General features: G+C 41.1%; 22 protein-coding genes. 10 read left to right on the top strand and 12 right to left on the bottom strand.

Going from position 1 to position 24,206, the window contains the following annotated elements; all coding sequences use genetic code 11:
* Positions 1-12: 12 nt before the first annotated feature.
* From AC0VX1_RS04730 to AC0VX1_RS04705, 6 genes are all read right to left on the bottom strand, one after another.
* Positions 13-807, bottom strand: coding sequence for a GNAT family N-acetyltransferase (locus AC0VX1_RS04730; protein WP_187050526.1), 795 nt, complete (start codon positions 805-807; stop codon positions 13-15).
* On the bottom strand, positions 800-1,948 hold the full coding sequence (locus tag AC0VX1_RS04725; protein ID WP_413009470.1) for a M20 peptidase aminoacylase family protein: 1,149 nt from the start codon (positions 1,946-1,948) through the stop codon (positions 800-802). The genes AC0VX1_RS04730 and AC0VX1_RS04725 overlap by 8 nt, the downstream gene beginning before the upstream one ends.
* A gap of 64 nt (positions 1,949-2,012) precedes the next feature.
* Entirely contained in the window at positions 2,013-2,855 is an 843-nt protein-coding gene (locus AC0VX1_RS04720; RefSeq protein WP_475470119.1) for a MurR/RpiR family transcriptional regulator, read from the bottom strand.
* 1,445 nt (positions 2,856-4,300) lie between these two features.
* Positions 4,301-5,182: a radical SAM/SPASM domain-containing protein gene (locus tag AC0VX1_RS04715; RefSeq protein ID WP_034315057.1), complete on the bottom strand. Its 882-nt coding sequence runs from the start codon at positions 5,180-5,182 to the stop codon at positions 4,301-4,303.
* Between the two features lie 229 nt (positions 5,183-5,411).
* Positions 5,412-5,732, bottom strand: a complete 321-nt coding sequence (locus AC0VX1_RS04710; RefSeq protein WP_413009302.1) for a DUF3889 domain-containing protein — start codon at positions 5,730-5,732, stop codon at positions 5,412-5,414.
* A 49-nt stretch (positions 5,733-5,781) separates the two neighbouring features.
* Entirely contained in the window at positions 5,782-6,750 is a 969-nt protein-coding gene (locus AC0VX1_RS04705; RefSeq protein ID WP_413009301.1) for a M14 family zinc carboxypeptidase, read from the bottom strand.
* A 131-nt stretch (positions 6,751-6,881) separates the two neighbouring features.
* On the opposite strand from AC0VX1_RS04705, the gene AC0VX1_RS04700 reads away from it, so the two are divergent.
* Entirely contained in the window at positions 6,882-7,124 is a 243-nt protein-coding gene (locus AC0VX1_RS04700) for a YhdB family protein (protein ID WP_048689737.1), read from the top strand.
* Positions 7,125-7,254: 130 nt separating this feature from the next.
* Here AC0VX1_RS04700 and AC0VX1_RS04695 read toward each other — a convergent pair whose 3' ends face one another.
* The 3 genes from AC0VX1_RS04695 to AC0VX1_RS04685 form a co-directional block, all read right to left on the bottom strand.
* Positions 7,255-7,782, bottom strand: a complete 528-nt coding sequence (locus AC0VX1_RS04695; RefSeq protein ID WP_098186036.1) for an NADPH-dependent FMN reductase — start codon at positions 7,780-7,782, stop codon at positions 7,255-7,257.
* A 156-nt stretch (positions 7,783-7,938) separates the two neighbouring features.
* Positions 7,939-9,669: a phospho-sugar mutase gene (locus AC0VX1_RS04690; protein ID WP_413023803.1), complete on the bottom strand. Its 1,731-nt coding sequence runs from the start codon at positions 9,667-9,669 to the stop codon at positions 7,939-7,941.
* Positions 9,670-9,825: 156 nt separating this feature from the next.
* On the bottom strand, positions 9,826-11,373 hold the full coding sequence (locus AC0VX1_RS04685) for a carbon-nitrogen hydrolase family protein (protein WP_063577224.1): 1,548 nt from the start codon (positions 11,371-11,373) through the stop codon (positions 9,826-9,828).
* 190 nt (positions 11,374-11,563) lie between these two features.
* Here AC0VX1_RS04685 and AC0VX1_RS04680 point away from each other — a divergent pair, with 190 nt between their 5' ends.
* Together AC0VX1_RS04680 and AC0VX1_RS04675 are read left to right on the top strand one after the other, a co-directional pair.
* Positions 11,564-11,863 (top strand): disulfide oxidoreductase, encoded by a 300-nt coding sequence (locus AC0VX1_RS04680; protein ID WP_222620111.1) that lies wholly within the window; start codon positions 11,564-11,566, stop codon positions 11,861-11,863.
* A 124-nt stretch (positions 11,864-11,987) separates the two neighbouring features.
* A complete protein-coding gene (locus AC0VX1_RS04675) occupies positions 11,988-12,458 on the top strand; it encodes a thioredoxin family protein (protein ID WP_475470114.1) in 471 nt (156 codons plus the stop codon).
* Between the two features lie 67 nt (positions 12,459-12,525).
* Here the strand turns inward: AC0VX1_RS04675 and AC0VX1_RS04670 are convergent, their stop codons facing one another.
* Positions 12,526-12,933: a DUF5365 family protein gene (locus AC0VX1_RS04670; RefSeq protein ID WP_057275650.1), complete on the bottom strand. Its 408-nt coding sequence runs from the start codon at positions 12,931-12,933 to the stop codon at positions 12,526-12,528.
* 232 nt (positions 12,934-13,165) lie between these two features.
* Here AC0VX1_RS04670 and AC0VX1_RS04665 point away from each other — a divergent pair, with 232 nt between their 5' ends.
* Positions 13,166-14,074 (top strand): RluA family pseudouridine synthase, encoded by a 909-nt coding sequence (locus AC0VX1_RS04665; RefSeq protein ID WP_475470112.1) that lies wholly within the window; start codon positions 13,166-13,168, stop codon positions 14,072-14,074.
* Between the two features lie 1,546 nt (positions 14,075-15,620).
* On the opposite strand, the gene AC0VX1_RS04660 is transcribed toward AC0VX1_RS04665, so the two are convergent.
* Together AC0VX1_RS04660 and AC0VX1_RS04655 are read right to left on the bottom strand one after the other, a co-directional pair.
* Positions 15,621-15,875, bottom strand: a complete 255-nt coding sequence (locus AC0VX1_RS04660; protein ID WP_170946860.1) for a GlsB/YeaQ/YmgE family stress response membrane protein — start codon at positions 15,873-15,875, stop codon at positions 15,621-15,623.
* A gap of 474 nt (positions 15,876-16,349) precedes the next feature.
* A complete protein-coding gene (locus AC0VX1_RS04655; RefSeq protein ID WP_475470109.1) occupies positions 16,350-17,180 on the bottom strand; it encodes an aldo/keto reductase in 831 nt (276 codons plus the stop codon).
* 395 nt (positions 17,181-17,575) lie between these two features.
* Here AC0VX1_RS04655 and AC0VX1_RS04650 point away from each other — a divergent pair, with 395 nt between their 5' ends.
* The 6 genes from AC0VX1_RS04650 (at position 17,576) to ald (ending at position 24,006) form a co-directional block, all read left to right on the top strand.
* Positions 17,576-18,574 (top strand): inorganic phosphate transporter, encoded by a 999-nt coding sequence (locus AC0VX1_RS04650; protein ID WP_475470107.1) that lies wholly within the window; start codon positions 17,576-17,578, stop codon positions 18,572-18,574.
* A 236-nt stretch (positions 18,575-18,810) separates the two neighbouring features.
* Complete coding sequence (locus AC0VX1_RS04645; protein ID WP_034315087.1) at positions 18,811-19,431, top strand: DUF47 domain-containing protein; 621 nt, start codon at positions 18,811-18,813, stop codon at positions 19,429-19,431.
* Between the two features lie 15 nt (positions 19,432-19,446).
* Positions 19,447-20,445: an inorganic phosphate transporter gene (locus tag AC0VX1_RS04640; protein ID WP_413023809.1), complete on the top strand. Its 999-nt coding sequence runs from the start codon at positions 19,447-19,449 to the stop codon at positions 20,443-20,445.
* A gap of 128 nt (positions 20,446-20,573) precedes the next feature.
* Complete coding sequence (locus AC0VX1_RS04635) at positions 20,574-21,830, top strand: PucR family transcriptional regulator (protein WP_413023810.1); 1,257 nt, start codon at positions 20,574-20,576, stop codon at positions 21,828-21,830.
* A gap of 91 nt (positions 21,831-21,921) precedes the next feature.
* Complete coding sequence (locus AC0VX1_RS04630) at positions 21,922-22,701, top strand: EcsC family protein (RefSeq protein ID WP_475471704.1); 780 nt, start codon at positions 21,922-21,924, stop codon at positions 22,699-22,701.
* A gap of 171 nt (positions 22,702-22,872) precedes the next feature.
* Positions 22,873-24,006 carry an alanine dehydrogenase gene (gene ald / locus AC0VX1_RS04625; protein WP_034315093.1) on the top strand — a complete coding sequence of 378 codons (1,134 nt, stop codon included), beginning with the start codon at positions 22,873-22,875 and terminating at the stop codon, positions 24,004-24,006.
* The last annotated feature ends 200 nt before the right edge of the window (positions 24,007-24,206 follow it).

Genomic DNA, 24,206 nt, shown 5'->3' with positions numbered 1-24,206 from the left:
CCGATTCCCCTCTTATTCTTGTTTTTTTAATAAATAGTTTTGAATGTTTTCACCTTGTTCCCGTTCGATCCCGGCTGCAACATATCCTTTGGCAAAAAGAGCTTTGAATAATTCACCGGTTTTTAACCGCCAATCAATCGCAAGGCGAAGATCAGATTTTTTGATTTGTTGAATATCCGTCGGAATGGGGATTGCGATCACCTCGGCATTGGTTTCGAAATGATAATCCTTGATGTAAGGAAAGCCTTGGTCATTCATTCCTGTCGTTACGATGTGTATGGCTTTATCAGGAAGCGGAGTCTCTTCCTTTGCTTCCTGCCGTATATTCCATTCCACCATGAATCGATCAGTGGAAAGTCCTTCATTGAGGGTATCCTTCATATTTCCATAACAATCTTCCATATATGTAGAGCAAACAGCTTTTAGCTTACCGATATTCAAGTTTGCATTCACACTTTCCAATGGATCATATGTCCATGTGATCAAGTCGTAGCCCTTTTTAAGTGCTTCTTCTTTTTGTGCAAGTTTAAGTAATCTGCCGTAGCCCTTCTTTTGATGGGCCGGATGGATGGCTAACATATGTGAACAAAGATATCCCCTTCCGTCCTTGAATCCCGGGAAACTGTATTGAAACCCGACTAACTGGCCATTGATATAGCCGCCTAATACAAGCCCGCCGTTTTTGACAGCCGTAATCGTCTGATGGATGGGAACGCAATCCATGCCCCATACAAGGGCTTCAAGCCGCTGCACTTCTTGTAGATCCTCTAGTCCGGATAGGGATTTTATGATAAATTCTTCAGTCATGTAAGTGGCCCTCCCCTCCATATTTCTCAAAAGTGAGTATGATGGCTTTGGCCAGGATTTCAATTCCCGATAATAAAGCTTCTTTATTGAATGTCATGTTCGGATGATGGAGCCCTGGTGCCAAATCACAGCCCAATCCAAGCATCGTCGCTTTGAGTTCAGGTCTTTTCAACGTATAAAAATGAAAATCCTCTCCTCCTGTTGTAATGACAGGCGCTACCAAATTTTCTTCTCCAAGTGTATCGGCTATCGCTTCAGACATTATTTCCTGGGCTTGATCGTTCACGGTTGCTGCAGCAACACAGGTTCCCGGTTCGAGTTTCACTTCGACTCCATGGACAATGGCCAAAGATTCTGCAACCTTTTCCACCTTTTTGGTGAGCTCTTTCATCACTGCATTATCCTGTGCCCGTAAATCCAATGAAAAAGTGGCTCTCCCTGGGATGATATTGGAACTTTCGCCGCCAGCAAAAAACTGCGTCATTTTTACAGAATAAGGGATGGACGGATTGAGATGGATTCCATTTAACAAAGTGATGAATGCCGCTCCTATCTCGATGGCATTCTGCCCTTGATGCGGTCTTGCCCCATGCGCATCAGTTCCCGCTATTTCACCTTTAATGAACTGAGCGGCTCCATGCACAATGGCTGGCGCCGCTTGCCCATCTTTCACTTCCTCAACCGGTCTTAGGTGCACTCCATAAAGGAAATCGACATTATCCAATACTTTTTCTTCAATCATCTTCAAGGCGCCCGTACCTTTTTCTTCAGCAGGTTGGAAAATGAATTTCAGCTTGCCTCTTGGACGAAAGCCCATTTCCTTCAATACAAGGAATACTCCCAGTGCCAAGGTCATATGACCATCGTGTCCACAGGAATGATTGGCTTGAAACGTCCCTTGCACCTCCTGCCAAAGTGCATCGATATCCGATCGTAATCCGACCGTGAAATCCCCATCCCCGATTTCGCCTACCACACCTGTACAGTCCTCGAATGTTTTCACCGTACACTGATTCCCCGTTAAAATACTTGAAATGAAAGCTGTCGTATTCACCTCATTCCAACTCGTTTCTGGATTTGCGTGTAAATGGTCAAAAATATCGAGTATACGCGGTCTTAATTGTTCGATAGTTTGTGTGATATCCATTTCTGTCTCCCCCTTACCGGTTTAATGGGCATGTTCACCAACTGATGGATGTTTTATCTCAAAAGAAATAATCGTCTTGATTGAACCCATCATATATAGCTTTTCTTTCTTTGAACCCTTGTTCATCCTTAATCGTTACACCAGCTACTAAACTATTCAATAAAGAGAATAACACTGGTGCCGTATCGATCGTGGAAGTCCTTGGTGTTGAAATAGGCAATAAAATGTCAGTGTATTCCGCAATCGGAGCCAGTTCGGAATCCGTAACCCCAATTACAAATGCACCCGCTTTTTTGGCCATTTCGGTTATTTTCACAGTCTCTTTAACATAGCGGTGAAATGAAATGGCTACAAAAACGGAATTTTCAGTCATTTTATTCAACATTAAAAATATATCATCAGTATCAGGCCGATATAAATGAACCTCTTCCCTAACAAGCCTAAGCGTAAAGGTTAACCAATGTGCTGCCGAAAATGATAAACGGTGTCCGGAAATCAAAACATTGTCAGCTGCCGCCAATTTATCGACTGTTTTGGCGAAATCTTCGGTTGATAAATTTTTCATGGTCTTTTCGATGCTGATGATATCCTGCCCCATCACCTGAGCCATGAAGTTTGGCTGACTCGCGGCTTCAAGTTTTGAAGAATGATATTCATTCAAACTGCTGCTCTCGTATATCAACTGATTTCGAATAAGGTTTTGAAGCTCTGCATATCCGCTTAACCCCAATGAATAGCAAAAGCGGATGATGGTCGTTTCACTCACACCAATGTCTTTTCCGAGCCTTTGAGCTGAAGTCACTGCAAATGTATGTGAATGCACCAACAAGTATTTTGCTACCTTTTTTTGACCAGTAGATAAACCAGGGAATACTTCTTTAACTTTTTGCTGTAAATCCATAAAACATCCCCTCTGAAGCAAGATATGAATCCAATACTTTTTATATGACAATATGAAGTATAAACTTCATTAATAATAGTGAGTATTTTATCACGGGACTTTTAATAAAACAATAATATTCTGAATTTTTATAATAAGATGGTGGCAATGTCCTTCAAGCACCATAAAAACAGAGATGGACTCCATGGTTTCAGTTTGGCGAAATAAGATGGGGTTCGGAGTACGAGGATGGTTTTTCAATCGGCGAAAAGGGAGCGGATTTCTGAAAGAGGGTATGTTTAATGATTTCCACTCCAGTCACTCGCTTTCCGCGGGCGGTCCGGGAGCCACCTCAGCGCTCCTTGCGACTGTGGGGTCTCCCTCGACACGCTTTTCCCGCAGGAGTCCACCCGCTCCAATCAACTGGAACTTTTTTCAAAAGAATATTGTAGGGAAACTGGCTCTTCTCTAATTCGTCTACAGTTTGGGGGTTCCATCAACTTTTCGACAAAAGGAGTTCGGATTGTCTCGCCCTGAACCAAGGTTTTAAAAATAAACTTGATTTTCTTTCATGTTTTTTTACTGCCTAATCTCGTTGGATCGAAGAAATTTGCGACGCTCCTGCCGAATTTACCGGCTAGCCGAGACCCCACAGACGCTTGCTTTGATGCGGCTTGGCAGACAATCGGCGGAAAAGGGAGCGGATTTCCGAAAGGGGTATGTGTAATGATTTCCACTCCAGGCACTCGCTTTCCGCGGGCGGTCCGGGAGCCACCTCAGCGCTCCTTGCGACTGTGGGGTCTCCCTCGACACGCTTTTCCCGCAGGAGTCTCGAACACCCGCTCCAATCAACTGGAACTTTTTTCAAAAGAATATTGTAGGGAAACTGGCTCTTCTCCAATTCTACAGTCTGGAGGTTCCATCAATTTTTCGACAAAAGGAGTTCGGATTGTCTCGCCCTGAACCAAGGTTTTAAAAATAAACTTGATTATCTTTCATGTTTTTTTACTGCCTAATCTCGTTGGATTGAAGAAATTTGCGACGCTCCTGCCGAATTTACCGGCTAGCCGAGACCCCACAGACGCTTGCTTTGATGCGGCTTGGCAGACAATCGGCGGAAAGGGAGCGGATTTCTGAACCTTTTAAATATAAAACTTCAGGCATGGAGATGGACTCCATGCCTGAGGTTTGGCGACAAAATGGGGTTCGAACCGAATAGTGAGGATGGTTTTTTACTGTAATTCTCATTGGATTGAAAAAATTTGCGACACTCCTGCTGAATTACTGGCTAGCCGAGACCCCACAAGCGCTTGCGCTGAGGAGGCTTGGCAGACAGTCGGCAGAAAGGGAGCGGATTTCTGAAATCAACTGCACTTTTAAATAAAACAACTGCAGGCAAACTGATTTTTCATCAAGTTTGTCTACAGTCTGAAACCACGAAGGTGAACTCCGTAATTTTCCTTCATTTATTTTTTATGACGCTTTGCGTAGCCACATCGTTTACATAATTCTTCAACTGCACATCTTCTTGAGAAACCATCATACATATTTTTAGCCCGTTCACCATTTAAAATGTCTTCAAGTGATGTTTCGAATATATTTCCAAGCGGTATTTTCCCTTCACTATCCAAACAACAAGGTACGACTGTACCATCCACCAAGATACCTAACTGATCTCTAAGAGCATAGCAGAAAATATTTTCATCAATAATGTCACGGTCCAATTCCGGCCACTCGAATTTTTCGGCCATATTTATATAAACCCGGTCCCTTAACTTAATATTATTCTTTTGCTGAAGAGCTTCACTTAAGCGAATGTCCAATGAAAGCTTCTCCTCCAGCATGCTTAGAATATCATCGTTCAGGCCATTACTCGCTTTTAATTCAGCCGTATCCATATTCCATAAACGAATGGCACAGATCACTTCACTTTTTTCATTTGCTTCATTTATAAAATCGGCAATATTACTGACATAAGAGTCAAGACTATTGGTCGTATCGTTTGCCTCAAAGCTATGAAGTGAAATATTCACCTGCCGGAGGGCTTTTTTGGAGAGCAGCTTGTCTTTGACCTTTTGAATCAAAGTACCGTTCGTTGTAATATTAACCTTCAGGTCATTTTCAGCACTGATATCCAGGAATGTACCCAAATTTTTATTTAAAAACGGTTCACCCATCAGATGAAAATAAATATGATCGGTGTGTGGTTTGATTTTCTTGATAACATCCGTAAACCCTTCGGGATCCATGAATTTAAGGGTCCTTTGCAAGCTGGAACTTGGGCAAAAATTACACTTCAAATTACATATATTCGTAATTTCCACATAAACTTTCTTAAACTTTCTCATTTTCTAATACCCCTACAATCAAGCTTATTGTTTCAATCTGATACTAACTATACTGGTTAGCTGCCCATAAATGCAATGAAAACTTCATGACAGCTGACCGTATTGGAATAACAACGAATCCGATATCCCCCTTTTCCGGACTACTTTTAAAAGAAATCAGAAAAAAACATCTTCTCGAGGTGAAGATGTTCGGTAAGATGCCTACCTGGAATTTCGGTTTGTCCTGATCTCACTTTCCTTTTTGCTCCGTAACCTTCAAACTAAGTAATTTTTCATTTTTCAAATCATGTTGTACGGTCACGATGACATTGAAGTCCTGACCTTTATCCTCGACCAAAAATCTGAAATCGTCTTCGACGAGATTTTTCGCTACAGTTTTTCTGCCTTTATATTCGTAGTCAGTAATCTCAACTTCAGGATAATCTGCCTGCACTACCGTAATCGCAATCTTTCCGTATTTTTCGTAATCGGGTTTTTGGGCCTGTGCTGAAATGGATCCTGCTTGTATGATCAAAAAAATCCCCATTAGCATCACGATGATTTTTTTCAAAATCTTTTCCTCCTCATACTTTCCGCTTAGTATTATTATGTAAAAATGTTCAGTTGTTATGCAGCTGCCCCGCTTCTTTTACAAGCATGATGCCAACTAATCGATTCCTCTTCCATTCCTCAGGAAACACAGTCAACGGCGGATTGGTTTCATCCACTAAATAACTAAGTTCGATCGTCATTCCCGGGCGGCTGAATTCAGTTATGAACCAATCAGTAAATCCGCTTCCTACCGCTTCTTTCTCCGGAAAGGTCAGTTCATACCCCGTCATTTCGGCAGTCTTTTTGGCAATCCCATAATCCCTCACCATATTTTTCCGTTTATTTTTGTAATGCCAAAAGATTTCCCTTCCTGAAGTATGATAGGAAACAGCAATAAGGGGATCGACCTCCTTCGTGAAATCCGTAAGCGCTTTTACTTCGGCTGCTTCCAGTGGTTGTCCGCCTTTATAAAATTGATACGTCGGTTTTGTTTCACGATTCATTACTTCTTTCCATCCAGCCGGATATTGCCTATTCAAATCAATGCCTTTAGCGTTGGCTTTCCACCTGGACCAATTCCTGCTATATCGGTTCATTTTCCATACTGCAGCCTTTTCAAGAACATTTAAATTGGATAAATCTCCTTGCTGGATGCTCACTCCATCTGGATTAAGCATCGGGATGAACCAGATGCTCACTTCATCCAATGATTCCGACGGAAATTCTCCAATAGGTTTGCCCGCTCGATAGGCGGCTGCATACCCTTCAAGCATACGCATTAAAAGTATGGAACTGAGCCATTCCCGTCCATGATGTGATCCCACCAGCAAAATCGATTTTTTTCCTTTCCCTAACTTGACTGCCTTTATATTTTTCCCCTTTTCAGTTTGTCCGATTATTCGAACGTCCAATTCATACTGCTTTTGGATTTCTTGCAAATCCATTTCCATCTGTTCAGGGGAATACACTTCTGCTGCCAGCGATGGTTCAGGGAAAAAAAGAAGCACCAATATTCCAATTACCATTATTTTTCTCATGTACTCACCTTTTATTTTTATTCAGGTAAAAAGCAACAACCGCGGTCCAATTACATCGCCACTTATTGTAAGGAAATGTTCTGTCAGATCTGAACAAAATACAAATAGCTCCTTATTAAGGGGGAGAGAACATGAGGATTGCGGATTATGATCAGGCATTGTTTCACACACACCGTTCTGATTGGGACAGCTTGTTAGTATTGATGGTTCGGACGAAAGATCACTTTCTTTCGAAAAAAATAGAACATTTCTTGCACGCTTACAGGTTTGAGCATGATTATCAAATCGTTCAATCCCAGCTGTATGCACTGCTTCGTTATCTGGATCATGCGGCAGAAAAAACAAGTGATTATTTAAGTGAACTTCCAAGCTAAAATCAACTATAGTTTTTGCAAATCGGGAAAATTTATACAAGAGGATTAATTATCGGGGATATAACTTTGGCTGGTGAAACCCTATAAAAACAAGGAAGGGTCAGGTATTGAATACCTGACCCTCATTTCATCATTTTTTCATTGTAGCATATGCAGTTGAATACATTTTAAGCTCTTCGATCATACCTTCAACAAGTACCGCAGACTCTTCAAATAAACCATCATTTTCGTAATCGAAGCAATGCGGATCCAGAACCAATTGTTTGGCGATCACATTTGCATAAAGGCTTCGACCCACTGTCCTCATGGAATTCAAGGCATTGATCCCGCCTTTTCCTCCCCCGGAGACAGCCAATAGGGCGACAGGTTTATGCGTGAATTGTTCACTGCTTAAAAAATCCAAGGCATTTTTCAAGGCTCCGCTCATGGAACCATGATATTCCGGAGAGGTCAGAATTACGCCATCAGCTTCCTCGATGCTTTTCCTGAGCCCTTGAATCACTTCCAATTGATATTGCTCACCTTCACCTGAATATAAAGGGATTTCGCTATTGCTTAAATCAATAAGTTCCGCTCCGTATTTCTTGGATATGTAGCGTGAGGCAATCCCTGTACGCCCTTGTTTACGTGGTGAACCATTAATGATTACTAATTTCATGAATTAAACCTCCATTATTCCCGATGTTTCCGAGATCAGTCGCCAATACAGTATACCAAAACCGAAACGGAATTTCCTAGAATTTTGATTTTTCATTCAACTAAAAATCAAAAAAAACGAAAGACCGAGGAAGTCTTTCGTTTAGCTTTCATACATTTAAACCAATGCTTCAATCTTGCTCATGAAATCTTCCATGACTCCCGATAACTTGGACTCAGCTTCTTGCATTGATTTGCCTTGGACACCGAAATAGAATTTAATTTTCGGTTCGGTGCCTGAAGGACGCAGGCAAACCCATGTACCATCCTCAAGGAAATACTTTAATACATTTGATTTCGGAAGCTCGATCAATTCTTCATCATTTGAAAGTAATGTCCGCTTCTTGCTGCTTTGGTAATCTTCTTCAATGACTACCGGAATGCCAGCTATTCGGGAAGGAGGATTTTGACGGAATTGATTCAATATTCCTTGAATCTGTTTCGCTCCCTCAATGCCCTTTAAAGTCAATGAACGCAAACCTTCCAAGTAAAAGCCGTACTTTTCAAACACATTCAGCAACCCTTCATATAGTGTCAATCCCTGCTTTTTATAATGGGCACAGACCTCGACAGCAAGCACTGCAGCTTGAATGGCATCCTTATCACGTGCAAAGTCTTTAATCAGATAACCGTAGCTTTCTTCATATCCGAACAAGAAGCTACTTTCCCCGCTTTCATGATACTGATTTATTTTCTCGGCGATGAACTTGAACCCGGTAAGTACATCAACCGTCTTCAAGCCATAAGACTCGGCAATCGTCCGACCGATTTCCGAAGTGACGATGGTTTTTAAGACGACTCCATTTTGGGGAATCTTTCCTTTCTCTTTTTTCTGGGACAGTAAATAGTCCAGGAAAAGTGCACCTGTTTGATTTCCAGTCAGGACAACATATTGACCCATCTCGTTTTTAACGGCAATTCCAAGCCGATCGGCATCTGGGTCCGTTGCTATCAATAAGTCTGCCTCCACCTTGTTTCCAAGCTCGATGGCCATTTCAAATGCAGCTGGTTCCTCTGGATTTGGAGACTGAACTGTCGAAAAATCCGGATCCGGCAATTCCTGCTCCTTAACGATATTCAAATTTTGATACCCTAAGCTTTGCAGTGCCCGCCTGACGGATTTATTTGCCGTTCCATGAAGCGGCGTAAAGACGATTGACACATCTATTTCCTCGGCAAGCTGCGGATTCTCAGGAACCGTCAGCAGCTCACGATTATAGGCAGCGTCCAGTTCCTCCCCAATCATTTCGATGAGGCCCTGCCCTTTAAGGACTTCAGCTTCTTCAACCTGAATTTCAAGCTCACTTTCAATGGCATTCACATAGCCGATCACCTGATCCGCTGCTTCCGGCGGCAATTGTGCTCCATCTGACCCATAAACCTTGTAACCATTATATTCAGGCGGATTGTGGCTCGCCGTGATGACGATTCCAGCAAAAGCATTCAGCTCGCGAACCGCAAATGACAATTCTGGAGTTGGACGCAATTCATCGAATAAATAAGCCTTCACCCCAAATGTAGCCAAGGTCTTAGCCGCTTCGAGTGCAAATTCCGGGGACTTATGTCTCGAATCATAAGCGATCACAGCCCCTCTTCCTTTTGCTTCTTCCCCAAACGAAGAGATATATTGAGCCAACCCAACCGTTGCCTTCCTTACAGTATAAAGATTCATCCGGTTCGTTCCCGCTCCGATTTCCCCACGCATTCCGCCTGTTCCAAACTCTAAATTTTTGTAAAAGGCATCTTCGAGTTGTGCTTCATCCCGCTGCATTTCCTCAAGGAGGACACGTAATTCCCCATTTAAATTCTGGTACCCTGCCCAAGTAGTGTATAAAGATTTCCAATCCATCTCCAACATCTCCTCCCAAACGCCTTATTTGTAATTATTATGTATCTGTCTTACATATACAAAATTATCATATTTATTCCAATAAATGAAGTAAAGGCTCGTAATGAAAAGAACCTAACCCAGTGTTCTTCACATCACGAGCCGTTTTCTTCCTATTTATTTCCCGCCATCTTTGTAATGCAGATGGTAAATATCATGACGGCGATCTTTCAATTGCTTCACAGTACCGGACTGACGCTCCCGCCTTAAGATTTCCAAATCGACATCGCCAATCAGGACCATCTCAAGGTTCGGGCTGGTTTCCCCAACTATGCCGTCACGTGCAAATTCGAAATCCGAAGGAGAGAAGATTCCCGATTGGGCATATTGGATATCCATATTTTCCGTTTGCGGGAGATTTCCAACCGTTCCGGAAATGACGGTATAAATTTGGTTTTCCACGGCACGGGCCTGGGCACAATAGCGAACTCGCAGGTAGCCTTGCCTGTCTTCAGTACAAAAGGGAGTGAATATGATTTTGGCTCCCATGTCGGTAGCAATCCGGGCGAGTTCAGGGAACTCAATATCATAACAAATTTGTATGGCGATCTTACCACAATCCGTATCAAAGACACGAACGCGGTCACCTGCGTTAATACCCCACCATTTTCTTTCATTCGGTGTAATATGAATTTTATATTGCTTTTCAATCGTTCCATCGCGACGGAATAAATAAGCGATATTATAGATATTATCATCATCTTCTTTAACGAAATGGGAACCGCCGATGATATTGACGTTATACCTTACAGCTAAAGTGGTAAACAATTCAATGTACTGCTCCGTGAAATCCGACAGTTTCCTGACAGCCAAGCTTGGTGATCTTTCATTCAAGAAAGACATCAGTTGGGTCGTGAACAATTCCGGGAACACGGCGAAATCCGCATTGGCATCCGAAGCAACGTCGGTGAAATACTCGACTTGGTTAGCGAAGTCATCGAATGAATCGATTTTACGCAGCATGTATTGCACGACGCAAATCCGAACCGGTTCCGATGTTTTATAATAACGTTTTGTTTTCGGCTGATAATCAACGTTATTCCACTCCATGAGCGTAGCATACTTATTGGATTGCAGATCGTCCGGCAAATAATTCGGATTGATCCTCATAAGCGTGAACCCATTTAAAAGCTGGAACGAAAGAACCGGATCATATATTTTGTGCAATTGAACTTCTTTTACATACTCCCTTGGTAAGAGTTCCTCCGCATGTTTATGGTAATTGGGAATCCTGCCCCCGATAATGATGCTTTTTAAATTCAAGTGGGCAACAAGTTCTTTCCTTGAATCATATAGTCTTTGACCAATTTTCATCCTGCGGAACTCAGGATGGACCATGACCTCGATTCCATATAAATTATAACCGTCCGGATTATGATTCGTGATGTACCCATTATCGGTTACATCATCCCATGTATGGCGGTCATCATATTCGTCAAAATTAATAATGAGGCTGGAACATGAACCAATCACTTTTCCATCATATTCAGCCACAAACTGCCCTTCTGGAAAAATTGCCAGATGGCTCTCAAGCTGATCTCGCTTCCAGGGAACCATTCCCGGAAAGCAACTCGACTGCAAAGCAATTATTTCATCTATGTCTCCTAGCCTCGTATTACGTATTTCCATTATTTTTTCATATTTATGCAGGTCCAAATTAGGCATTTTCCTCAGACTCCTTTAATCTCTTCCATAAGAATTATACCCCTTATTCAAAAATTAAAACAACCGAACCTACCCATTGATTTCAAATAATAACATTCTGAATGTCCGTTAAAAGAATATATATTTTACAGACGCGGTCCTTACATACTATACTTTTCATGAGAGTAAAAAGAGATGGGGAAGAGGAACCATGAACAATACAAAACGCAGTGTGGAAAACTTATTATTTGCAGCCTGGGCTGCTTCCATCATTGCGATGTTTGGAAGCTTATATTTTTCTGAAATTAAGCAATACGAACCTTGTGCACTCTGTTGGTATCAGCGGATCATCATGTATCCTTTTACGGTCATATCAGGAATTGCAATCATTCGAAAAGATTATTGGATCAGTTTTTATACCATGATATCGTCCGCTATCGGTGCATTCATTTCCACGTACCATTACTTGATAAAAAAGGATTCATTCTTTCCCGACCACACCCTTGCATGAGAAGGGTTCCAGGTACAGGATAATATATAAACGTATTGGTTTTATCACCATCACGTTCTAGCCTTGACTGCATTCGTCATTATTTTTACATCGTATGGACAAGATCCAAGGAGGTTGCAGCTTAATGAAGAAAATGGCTATATTTTTAGTGATAATCGTCGCCCTTTTTGTCCTGCTGGGCGTTTTTACAAACTTGAAAAAAGAAGAAAAATCAAAAGGAAATCCATACGGCAAGGATAAGCTTAAACCCGCTACTGTCGATCAGCTGGATGACCCCAATTATCAAAATTTGATTCTTCCTGTAGAGTTGGAGCAGGACCTCCAAGATAGTAAAGACGTGACCGTTTATTTCTATAGTCCTACGAACTCAATCAGTCAAAAAACCACACCAGTCGTGGCACCTTTGGCAGAAAAATTGGGTATTGATCTTGTTCAATTCAATCTTTTGGAGTTTGAACAAGGATGGAGGGACTATGCCATCAAAAAGACTCCTACCATCGTTCATTATAAAAATGGCAAAGAACAAGAACGAATCGTCGGATTTAAAGATGAAGTAACGTTCGAGAAATGGTTCGAGGACCACGATATTAATTAAGGATGAAAAAATGAGCCGGCCCTAACGGAAATGCTTCTCCCGTTATAGCCGGCTCATTTTTTTTGCCTTATACTAAATATTGATTCGCCACCTGGATGTCCATCATCTGCATTTCATTATTCGCTTCAAGGTTTATACTTGAAAAATGGTCATAATAAAAGGGGAAGAATATTCCGCATTCATTCAATAGAGTGATGTTATGTTGGAACAATTCTTCAGACTTAGGTTCCATCACCCTCTTTTGTTTGTCTAATATCGACATAAGGACTTGAAGACATGTCATTACTTGAAATGCGTCTCTTAATGTTGCCAAGTAAGTAACAGAACTTTGATTGGGCTCTAAAACGCCAATCTCACGAAAATGAAGGATTTCACTTTCCGTAAAGTACTTTGGAAATACAGATTCGTAGAAACGAGACACGAGACTCGCTATTTCTTGCTCTTGTTCTTCCGTTGAAGAAAAGACCGTCTTCACTAAAAAAACCACCTTTTTTCAGATCCGTTAGACCTATCTATTATATGTATATTCTAGGACAAGGGATTTCTTTCCCCATAGAATAACATAAATATTGTAAAAAATATGTGGTAATTTCCACCACTGAAAATCTTAGCAATAGGCCCAAGGTTACTTTTTTATACCATATCCATAATTATTATAGATTTTTTTCATTCAAGCACAACCAAACGAGTCGAAAGTAGGAGTTAAATTGGAAAATTTCAAAATAACTAACCAACATTTAATAATTGATGTTCTCCAAAGTTGGAATGGATTAACATTGGAAAAGCTTTTCAGGGAGCGTTGGAAGGCCCCGAAAAAATTAGTGCATGAATGGAGGATGAGTAAAGAAGTGTCAATGAACGGGAATTACGTCACCTGGTCAACTATCCTCAATGAAGGAGATACGATCAGCATCCCCTTATTGGATCACGCTGAAAATGAAACAGTTCAAGCCGCAGACTTAGGAATTACCATCTTATATGAAGATGATGTGTTGTTGATAGCCAATAAGCCGGCTGGAATGGAAACCCACCCTTCTCAACCGGGTGACGCACACTCCCTCCTCAATGGAGTTGCACACCATCTTCAAAAAACCAGCCAGACCTGTATGATCAAGCATATTCATAGGCTTGATAAAGATACCACCGGTGCGGTCCTTTTTGCCAAAAACCGCCTCATTGGGTCCATGCTGGATAGAATGTTGGAAGAAAGGGAAATCAAGCGGACTTACCTAGCTTTAGTCGAAGGAAACATTAAAAAGGATGAAGGAGAAATTAAAGAAAAAATTGGACGTGACCGCCACCATGCCACTAGACGAAGGGTTTCCCCTACTGGCCAGACGGCAGTCACCCATTATCGGGTGCTTAACCGTGATTCCAAGAAAAACTTGACCCTCGTCAGCTGCACCCTGGAAAGCGGCCGAACCCACCAGATCAGGGTGCATTTCAGTCATTTGAACCATCCCTTGGCCGGAGATACATTGTATGGCGGAAAAAAGACATTTCCACGTCAAGCCCTGCATGCAAGGAAAATCGAATTCATCCATCCCATTTCAGAAGAAAAAATGTTCGTTGAAGCTCCTTTCATTGATAGACCCGAAATATTCGATCTCATTTAAACAGAAATAAAAAACACCGTGCCATTTCGGACGGTGTTCGAGCTTGTCCAAAAGAGATCTAGCTAAATTTCAAAACAAAGTATGGTACGGAACTCCTGCGGGAAATCGTGTCCAGGGGAGACCCCACAGGCGCAAGTGCGCCAAGGAGGCTTCCCGGACCGCCCGCGGAAAGCGAATGCCCGGAGAGGTAATCAACATTTCAATTCTATAAACACTCAAAAATACTGTAGGAAAATCAATTATTATCGAGTTTGTAGTCAAATGAAACTCTTTCTAAAAGGTAAAACAAAGTTGATTGGAGCGTATGGTACGAGACTCCTGCGGGAATATGTGTCCAAGGAAGACCCCACAGGCGCAAAGCACCGAGGAGGCTTCCCGGACCGCCCGCGGAAAGCAAGTGCCTGGAGAGGTAATCAACATTTCAATTCTATAAATACTCAAAAATGTGCTGTAGGAAAAATCAATTATTAGCGAGTTTGTAGTCAAATGGAGCTCTATCTAAAAGGTAAAACAAAGTTGATTGGAGCGTAAGGTACGAGACTCCTGCGGGAATACGTGTCCAGGGGAGGCGCCGAGGAGGCTTCCCGGACCGCCCGCGGAAAGCGAGTGCCTGGAGAGGAAATCAACCTTTCAATTCTATAAACACTCAAAAATACTGTAGGAGAAATCAATTATTAGCGAGTTTGTAGACAAATGGGGCTCTAGCTAAAAGGTAAAACAAAGTTGATTGGGGCGTATGGTACGAGACTCCTGCGGGAATATGTGTCCAAGGAAGACCCCACAGGCGCAAAGCACCGAGGAGGCTTCCCGGACCGCCCGCGGAAAGCAAGTGCCTGGAGAGGTAATCAACCTTTCAATTCTATAAATACTCAAAAATGTGCTGTAGGAAAAATCAATTATTATCGAGTTTTAGTCAAATGGAACTCTAGCTAAAAGGTAAAACAAAGTTGATTGGAGCGTAAGGTACGAGACTCCTGCGGGAATACGTGTCCAGGGGAGACACCGCAGGCGCAAAGTGCCGAGGAGGCTTCCCGGACCGCCCGCGGAAAGCGAGTGCCTGGAGAGGAAATCAACATTTCAATTCTATAAACACTCAAAAATACTTCAGGAAAAATCAATTATTATCGAGTTTTAGTCAAATGGAGCTCTATCTAAAAGGTAAAACAAAGTTGATTGGAGCGTATGGTACGAGACTCCTGCGGGAAATCGTGTCCAGGAGAGACCCCACAGGTGCAAGTGCGCCGAGGAGGCTTCCCTGGCCGCCCTTGGATAGCGAATGCCTGAAGTGGAGATCAACACTTTTTTGCAAACTCAATTAATTTCGAATTTGTGACATTCTGAACATCGTAACATACCGGACGGTGTTCTTATTTCTTCATTAATATTATCTCAATTGTCGCTCGTATTTTTTTTCAGCGGACAGATTTTCTGCATGTTGGGTCGAGTTTTTCCGCTACACGGCCGAAATATACACATATTGGGACGAAATCCGTTCATTTTGGCATAAAAAAATAGCTGGCCACTTGGGCCAGCTTTATTTTTGTATTTATGAAGCTTTTCTCATGCCTTTTAAGATAAGGCTTAAGATGAAGACAAATACGATTGCACCAATCAATGCTGGAATTATAGCGAAATCTGCCACTGAAGGTCCCCAGTTCCCAAGAATTAATGAACCTAACCATGCACCAACAAAACCAGCGATAATGTTACCGATAATTCCAAATGGTACGTCACGTCCAACAATCATACCTGCTAACCAACCGATGATACCTCCGATAATTAATGACCATAAAAATCCCATAATATATTTCCTCCTTCAAATTAGTTATTTTTTGATTTTCTGCAGCAGACTCCAAGAAATTAAATCACTTCCATATTGTCATGCTTTTTTTCAGTACTTTTAACCTTTACATTCAAATGGTATGATGCCGATTCGCACAATATCTAATGAATGTGAATGTTTAGTTATTGGGTAGTGTTAGCTAGCTATAGCCCTTGAGTAACTGATTGGACAATCCTCGTGTTAGTGAATTTTTTCTTTTTGTTTGCTGCTGTACTCATTATTTTCCCCGTTTAATTAATCTAAAACCTAATTTTTTTAAAAAATATTTGGCAATAAAAACAGGATTATCAGATATATTAAACGGGTATACCATAGGCTTAACTTTGTCACATAGTTAGTATAAGCAGCATTCGTCTCAATTATGTTCATAAAGCAAAAAGAAAAAGGATGCCCCATTATCGGGACACCCTCCTATCATTTGCAGTATTCTTTTTAGAACAAAAGTTCATCGGGATTGCTGCCGAAACGTTCATTTTTGTTCAAGGCATCTATTTGATTCATTTCATTTAAACTCAATGAAAAATCAAATACCTGTGCATTTTCCTTGATACGGGATGGCGTAATCGATTTAGGTATTACAACTAGATCATGTTGCAAATGCCATCTAATCAACACTTGTGCTGGACTTTTCCCGTGCTTCTTTGCTATATGATTAATTGTCGGCTCTTCCAAAAGGTTCCCTCTGCCTAGCGGGCTCCAAGATTCTACCTTTATTTCATGTTTTTCACAGTAATCACGAATTTCGACTTGAGTCAAAAGTGGATGCAATTCAATTTGATTGACGACCGGCTTCACTTCACTGTTTGCAAGTAAATTTTCCAAATGATGAATATGGAAATTACTTACACCGATTGATTTCACCTTTCCATCCTTATAAAGCTTCTCCAAGGCCCTCCAGGTTTCCAGATATTTATCTTTTCCCGGCCAGTGGATCAGGTATAAATCCAAATATTCCAATCCAAGTCGATTTAAACTATCTTCAAATGCCTTGAGCGTCTTATCATATCCTTGCTCGGTATTCCACACTTTGGAAGTTATGAACAATTCTTCACGTGGCACTCCGCATTCCCGAATCGCTTGGCCTACACCTTCTTCATTTTCATAAATGGCCGCTGTATCAATCGCACGATAACCGACTTCGACCGCTTTTTTGACGGACTCAACCGTTTCATTGCCGTTTTTCACTTTAAATACACCGAAACCCAACTGTGGCATTTTAACTCCATTATGTAAGGTGATCGTTTCCCCAATATTCGAAATCATTCCATCATTCCCCCTTACTTTTATTTACCAATTATACATCCCTCCACCTTCTATTTCTAACCATAAGCATCGGGATTTATAAAGTCCTTGAGCGCGAAAACAACACTTAAATACCATTTATAAGTATTAAAGGATGCATTTTTACCTTTTAATCATTCATTAAGTTAAATATTTTGTAAAAAAATGACGAAACATCTATCCTAATAGGTATGTAATTCGTTACAATAGTATAGTTCGACTTTAAACCATGTAAAAAAGAAGGTGCCATCTTTTAAGAATAATCAAAACTAAAACTCCCATGCTATATATTGAGGAGTGCAAGCTGTCCTGTGCCCATTCATCGGCCATAATCTATATACACTTTACATACTTGAAATCAAGGGAGTCCTCCATGTATGAATAGCATTCTCATCTTAACCGCGCTAATTATTGTTTTTGCTTTGGTCTTTGACTTTATCAATGGTTTCCACGATACGGCTAACGCCATCGCTACAGCCGTATCAACCAAGGCACTTAAACCACGTCATGCAATCATCATGGCTGCGGTCATGAATTTATTGGGAGCACTTACCTTTACCGGTGTAGCGCATACCATTACAAAGGATATCGTCGATCCTTTCACATTGAATAATGGTTCTTATGTTATCCTTGCTGCACTAATTTCGGCAATAATATGGAATTTAATCACTTGGTATTTTGGCATTCCAAGCAGTTCCTCCCATGCGATCATTGGTTCAATAGCTGGAGCGGCCATCGTGGCCAGTGGATTCGATGCTATTAAATGGAGTGGATTCACTAAAATTGTACAAGCATTGATCCTATCTCCCATCCTTGCCTTTACGCTTGGATTCATTGTTTACAGTATCTTCAAGGTAGTATTCAAAAATAATAATTTAGGAAAAACCAATACACGATTCAGGAGAATACAAATTGTCACGGCGGCCATCCAGTCTTATACACATGGGACGAATGATGCTCAAAAATCCATGGGTATCATCACGATGGCTTTGATCGCTAACGGATATGCCTCTACCTCTGAAGTTCCTTTCTGGGTACAATTATCTTGCGCAATAGCCATGGCGCTTGGTACATCGATCGGAGGTTGGAAGATCATCAAAACCGTTGGCGGTAAAATCATGAAAATCCGCCCGGTTAATGGTGTGGCTGCCGATATAACTGGAGCAGCGATCATTTTCGGTGCAACCTTCCTGCATATGCCGGTCAGCACGACTCATGTCATTTCTTCTTCAATACTTGGGGTCGGTTCTGCGCACCGCATCAAAGGGGTAAAATGGGGAACCGCAAAAAACATGTTGGTCACTTGGTTCATTACATTGCCAATTTCTGCTTCCTTAGCTGGAGTCATTTACTACTTGATTGCTTTATTTTTATAGAACCTTTTGCCTTTCCATATCGGAAAGGCTTTTTTTTACAAATACCCCCTTATAAATGCAGGTTTTTCCCTTTTTTTAATTTTCCTTGTTTTTTTATGTAAAGTTTTATTAAGATTTTGTAAATTTTCGTCGAAAAACCTTCCCGGATCCTACATGAATTCGTTACAATCAATTTGTTAATACTAAGCGTACGACTAAAGTGCGTAAATTTGCATGACTAATTGGGAGGCTTTAACATGGCTTTTAAATCAAAAAAAGACAAATTCGCTGTAATGCTTTTTAACATCGCTCAAAACCTTAAAGAAGGTGCTGACTATTTCGCGGATTATAAACTCAAAAATATCTCCGATCTAAAAGTATTTTCAGATACGATGAAAGACTATGAGCATAAAGGCGATTCAATGGTTCATAATGTGATCAAAGAGCTGAACAATGCTTTCATCACTCCTATCGAACGGGAGGATATCCTTGAATTAACCATGAGAATGGATGATGTCATAGACGGTTTGGAACACTGTGCGGCATTATTCGAAATGTACTCAATTGTAAATGCAGATGAGTATATGCTTAAGTTTGTGGATGCAATCAAACAGTGTACTTATGAAATTGAAAATGCTGTCGATACACTATCCACTAAAAAATTGCCATTGATACGTGAACATGCAATCAAAATTAAAGATCTTGAATCCGTTTGTGACGGAATCCAACGTCAATCAATCAAAAACTTGTTTACAGTTGAAAAAGATCCAATCAGGATCATTCAATATAAAGAAATTTACGAAAGCCTTGAAGAGATTGCCGATCACTGTCAAGCGGTGGCCAATACACTTGAAACAATCATAATGAAAAACGCCTAAGGAGTACCCCAATAAATGGATACTTTATTAATTATAACAATATTAATCGTTTTCTTTGCTTTAGCATTTGACTTCATTAATGGTTTTCATGATACAGCCAATGCAATAGCGACTGCCGTTTCAACAAAGGCCTTGAAGCCGAGGCATGCCATCATCATGGCAGCCGTCATGAATTTCGTCGGTGCCATGACATTTACTGGAGTGGCGAAGACCATAACGAAGGATATCGTGGATCCGTTCACGCTTCCGAATGGTTCATATGTAATTATGGCTGCCCTGCTTGCCGCTATCATATGGAACCTTCTAACCTGGTATTACGGAATACCAAGCAGTTCCTCCCATGCATTGATCGGTTCGATTGCTGGTGCAGCCATTGCTGCAGCGGGGTTCTCTGGAATTAAATGGGAAGGTTTCATGAAAATTCTTCAAGCTTTGATCTTCTCCCCGTTAATTGCTTTTGTAATCGGGTTTATCGTATACAGCATCTTTAAAGTTGTCTTTAAAAACAATAACCTGACAAAAACAAACCAAAAATTCCGGACTATACAGATTGCTACTGCAGCACTTCAATCGTATACCCACGGAACGAACGACGCACAAAAAGCGATGGGTATCATCACGATGGCCCTTATTGCAAATGGTTATGCATCAAGTACCGATATCGCCTTATGGGTTCAGTTCTCCTGTGCTCTCGCAATGGGACTTGGAACTTCCGTCGGCGGATGGAAAATCATTAAAACCGTTGGCGGCAAAATCATGAAAATCCGCCCGGTCAATGGTGTTGCTGCCGATTTAACCGGAGCCTTCATCATTTTCGGTGCGACTGTAATACACATGCCAGTCAGTACAACCCATGTTATTTCGTCTTCAATCCTTGGTGTTGGATCTGCGCATCGTGTCAAGGGAGTAAAATGGGGAACGGCAAAAAGAATGATCATCACTTGGTTCATTACCATTCCCATCTCGGCAACATTAGCTGGTTTGCTTTATCTTTTAATTAACTTCCTATTCTAAAATAAAATCCCTTCCGGTTTCCATCGGTAGGGATTTTCTGTTTTACAAGGATTTATCTATGCTTATCAATAGGAAATCGTTTAAAATTCAAGTAGAAGGAATTTTTTTTAGCGAGGGGCAAAATAAAAATGAAGGAATTCGAAAAAAATAGAGATATTTTTAAAGACCTTTATGGAGATATGATGGAGTTTGCCGATAGAATCAGTTCTGTTTTAGGTTGCCCCATTACAATCGAGGACGGTAACCACCGCTTACTTGCCTATAGCACTCACGATGATACTACGGATCAGGCCCGTATCATGACCATAATCGGAAGACGTGTCCCTGAAAAGGTCATCAACAGTTTATGGAAAGATGGCTTCATCCCTGCGTTATTGAAGGAAGATGCCCCCATTAAAATCGGGGCCATCAATGATGTCGGTCTTGGTAACAGGGTTGCGGTTTCCATCCGGAAAAATAATGAAGTGCTTGGATTCATTTGGGCCTTGGAAGTAAATGAACCTTTCACCGAAGAAGATATGAAATTTCTGCAATTCGCTGCCAAGGAGGCAAAGAACCAGTTACAGCAATTGCAATTGAAAAAGAAAAGGAAAGAAGCAGGTCATCAAGAGTTCCTATGGCGCATGTTGACCGGGCACTACCAAGAAGAATCGGAAATGATTGAAAATTACAAGAAATTCTCAATCCATGTTCCAGTGGTTTTTTCCATATTGGTATTCGAATTTCCTAAAGAGATAAATCGCGAAGTGGAGCGCTACATTTCATACATGTTAACGACCACTCAAAAGATAAACAGTTCCTTATTTGCCATTGACCATAACAAGCTCATTCTTTTCGCGGGAGCCAACCAGGAAAACAGCCCTTCTTTCACTTCATCGATTTATGAGTTCATCCCCTTTTTCATTCTGGAGATGAAACGGCGTTTCGGTGTTGAGCATATCCTTGGAACGGCTGGCAATATGTATAAAAACTTAATGGATGTTAAATCAAGTTACGAAGAAGCTCTATACACCCTAAAAATGAAGAATATATTCCCTGATGACATGGCACTCATTTTACATTATGAAGAACTTGGCATGTTTCAAATGATTGAATCACTCGCAAGCAACAAACAGCGCCGTGTTCATCCTTCCATCCTTAAACTAAAAGCATACGATATGAAGAACCAGACGGAATTGCTGCAAACACTCACCGTCTATCTAGAGAAAGACTGCAACCCAAATGAAGCTTCAAAAAATCTTCATATCCATGTAAATACATTGAATTACCGATTAAAAAGAATCTCTGAAGTTGGAAATATTCGATTAAAGGATCCAATTCAAAAAATGTCCCTCTTTCTTAACATTAAACTTAATCAATATGATGAATTTTCCAAAAAAAATTAATGATAAATTCCCAGATATGGAATGTAAAAGAAGTGTGGAAAGGTTGATCATATGATTAGAAACAAAAGAAGAACTTGAAAAAGAATTAACAATCATTGAAAAATGGGAGAAAGATCAGAAAGGACTATGGTTTTGGGAACGGATTGGGCGCATCCCCTTCAAGCTATTGGATAAGTTGACTCCGGATTTCATTCAAAAAAAATTGGGTGTCATGCTTGATGAAATCGGCAGCTACATTCAGAATGGCGGAAAATATTTAACGAAAGAAGCCCATATTCTAAGTCAGCTGCAAGCCAAGGTTCCCGAGTTGAATATTAATGACCTGGAAGATGTTTCAAGAATCCCCCTCCATATCATGGATAGCGTGAGTCAGGATATTAAAACTTCAGGCAGCAAATTGGCAACGGTTCAAGGTGCCACTACCGGGATTGGCGGAATCTTCACCTTGGCCATCGACATCCCACTTCTTCTCGGGATGTCCATCAAAACCCTTCAGGATATCGCCATCACATATGGCTTCAATCCTAGGGACCGCCAAGAACGTATTTTCATCGTCAAATGTCTGCAATTTACAACATCGGATGTTGTCGGCAAAAAGGCTCTATTAAATGAATTGTCGAAAATGAACCAGACTGATTCCCAATCAAAAAGGGAAATAGCATCCGAACTCCAGGGATGGCGAGAAGTCGTTTATACATACCGCGATCAGTTTGGCTGGAAAAAGCTTTTGCAAATGGTTCCTGTTGCCGGAATAATATTTGGCGCCATTACAAATCGTTCAATGATTGCCGATATCGCCGATACGGGAATCATGCTTTACAAGAAAAGAAGGATTTTAGAGCGCATTCAAGAGCCTATTGCAAAGAATTGACTTCAGCTTTACAAAGGTCTTGATCCTCGCAAGTCCATGGTTTTTGAAACTGCGTTTGTGGAATTCCACAAATACACCTTTTTCATTTTTCTGATTTCCACATACTAACTGTTTCTTTTTCCAACTATACTTGTGATACAAATAGTAAAACATATTATTGGAGGGATTAAGATGAGAATAGGAATTCCAAAAGAGATTAAAAACAATGAAAATCGTGTAGCTATCACTCCAGCTGGGGTCGTGGCATTAGTCAATGCAGGACATGAAGTATTAATCGAAATGAACGCAGGTCTAGGAAGCAGTTTCACAAATGAAGCATATCAAGAAGCTGGTGCTGTTATAGTCGAGGACGCTGCTAGCGTTTGGGCAAGTACAGAAATGATCATGAAAGTAAAAGAACCTATCTCATCTGAATATAAATATTTCAGAAAAGATTTAATCCTTTTCACATATTTACATCTTGCGGCAGAGCCGGCACTAGCTCAGGCACTAAAAGAAAGCGGTGTCTTGGCCATTGCTTATGAAACGGTTGCAGTAAACCGCACACTTCCATTATTGACACCAATGAGTGAAGTTGCAGGCCGCATGGCTGCACAAATCGGTGCTCAGTTCCTTGAAAAAAATAACGGCGGTAAAGGAATACTCTTAAGCGGAGTTCCTGGAGTTAAACGCGGTAAAGTCGCTGTAATCGGCGGAGGAATGGTTGGAACGAATGCTGCTAAAATCGCTATTGGTTTAGGCGCAGATGTTACCATTCTTGACTTAAGCCCTGACCGCCTGCGTCAGCTTGATGATATTTTCGGAAATGAACTGACTACACTCATCTCCAACCCTTATAATATTGCAGAAGCAGTCAAAGATGCCGATTTAGTAATCGGTGCCGTATTGATTCCAGGTGCTAAAGCTCCTAAGCTCGTTACTGAAGAAATGGTTAAAACGATGTCTCCAGGTTCAGTCATTGTCGATGTTGCAATCGACCAAGGCGGTATCTTTGAAACGGTCGACCACATAACAACACATGATAACCCTACTTATGTTAAACATGGAGTAGTTCATTATGCAGTGGCGAATATGCCAGGGGCAGTGCCTCAAACTTCTACAGTAGCTTTAACTAACGTAACAGTCCCATTTGCACTTCAAATTGCAAATAAAGGTGCCATCAAAGCGATCCTTGAAAATGATGCTCTTGCAAAAGGCGTCAATGTGGCCAACGGTGAAATCACGTTCGAAGCAGTTGCCACAGACCTTGGCTACAATTACGTAAGTGTTGAAAACGCCTTAAACCCGAATAACATTAACGCTTAATATAAATAAGACTCCAGGAATCTTGTCTGGAGTCTTATTTTTTTTGGACGAGGGCCTCGATGAAGCTGAGCTTCTTCGTATGATATCTGGATCAGGCCGGGATATTCCGCACAAGGGTCGAATTATCCTCATATGGTTGGATTATCTGCTCGGACGGGCGATTTTTCCGGAGATATAAGATATGCCACTTCTTGATCAAG

The sequence above is a fragment of the Peribacillus sp. QJM3NY_7 genome, from assembly GCF_056173225.1.
Note: the sequence above shows the minus strand (reverse complement) of the source record. Positions and strands in the feature narration are given on the sequence as shown.

Excerpts from the sequence above, each read along its gene's own strand:
- AC0VX1_RS04730 (WP_187050526.1), bottom strand. The coding sequence starts at position 807 with ATGACTGAAGAATTTATCATAAAATCCCTATCCGGACTAGAGGATCTA.
- AC0VX1_RS04720 (WP_475470119.1), bottom strand. The coding sequence starts at position 2,855 with ATGGATTTACAGCAAAAAGTTAAAGAAGTATTCCCTGGTTTATCTACT.
- AC0VX1_RS04715 (WP_034315057.1), bottom strand. The coding sequence starts at position 5,182 with ATGAGAAAGTTTAAGAAAGTTTATGTGGAAATTACGAATATATGTAAT.
- AC0VX1_RS04705 (WP_413009301.1), bottom strand. The coding sequence starts at position 6,750 with ATGAGAAAAATAATGGTAATTGGAATATTGGTGCTTCTTTTTTTCCCT.
- AC0VX1_RS04700 (WP_048689737.1), top strand. The coding sequence starts at position 6,882 with ATGAGGATTGCGGATTATGATCAGGCATTGTTTCACACACACCGTTCT.
- AC0VX1_RS04695 (WP_098186036.1), bottom strand. The coding sequence starts at position 7,782 with ATGAAATTAGTAATCATTAATGGTTCACCACGTAAACAAGGGCGTACA.
- AC0VX1_RS04690 (WP_413023803.1), bottom strand. The coding sequence starts at position 9,669 with ATGGATTGGAAATCTTTATACACTACTTGGGCAGGGTACCAGAATTTA.
- AC0VX1_RS04685 (WP_063577224.1), bottom strand. The coding sequence starts at position 11,373 with ATGCCTAATTTGGACCTGCATAAATATGAAAAAATAATGGAAATACGT.
- AC0VX1_RS04680 (WP_222620111.1), top strand. The coding sequence starts at position 11,564 with ATGAACAATACAAAACGCAGTGTGGAAAACTTATTATTTGCAGCCTGG.
- AC0VX1_RS04675 (WP_475470114.1), top strand. The coding sequence starts at position 11,988 with ATGAAGAAAATGGCTATATTTTTAGTGATAATCGTCGCCCTTTTTGTC.
- AC0VX1_RS04660 (WP_170946860.1), bottom strand. The coding sequence starts at position 15,875 with ATGGGATTTTTATGGTCATTAATTATCGGAGGTATCATCGGTTGGTTA.
- AC0VX1_RS04655 (WP_475470109.1), bottom strand. The coding sequence starts at position 17,180 with ATGATTTCGAATATTGGGGAAACGATCACCTTACATAATGGAGTTAAA.
- AC0VX1_RS04650 (WP_475470107.1), top strand. The coding sequence starts at position 17,576 with ATGAATAGCATTCTCATCTTAACCGCGCTAATTATTGTTTTTGCTTTG.
- AC0VX1_RS04645 (WP_034315087.1), top strand. The coding sequence starts at position 18,811 with ATGGCTTTTAAATCAAAAAAAGACAAATTCGCTGTAATGCTTTTTAAC.
- AC0VX1_RS04640 (WP_413023809.1), top strand. The coding sequence starts at position 19,447 with ATGGATACTTTATTAATTATAACAATATTAATCGTTTTCTTTGCTTTA.
- AC0VX1_RS04635 (WP_413023810.1), top strand. The coding sequence starts at position 20,574 with ATGAAGGAATTCGAAAAAAATAGAGATATTTTTAAAGACCTTTATGGA.
- ald (WP_034315093.1), top strand. The coding sequence starts at position 22,873 with ATGAGAATAGGAATTCCAAAAGAGATTAAAAACAATGAAAATCGTGTA.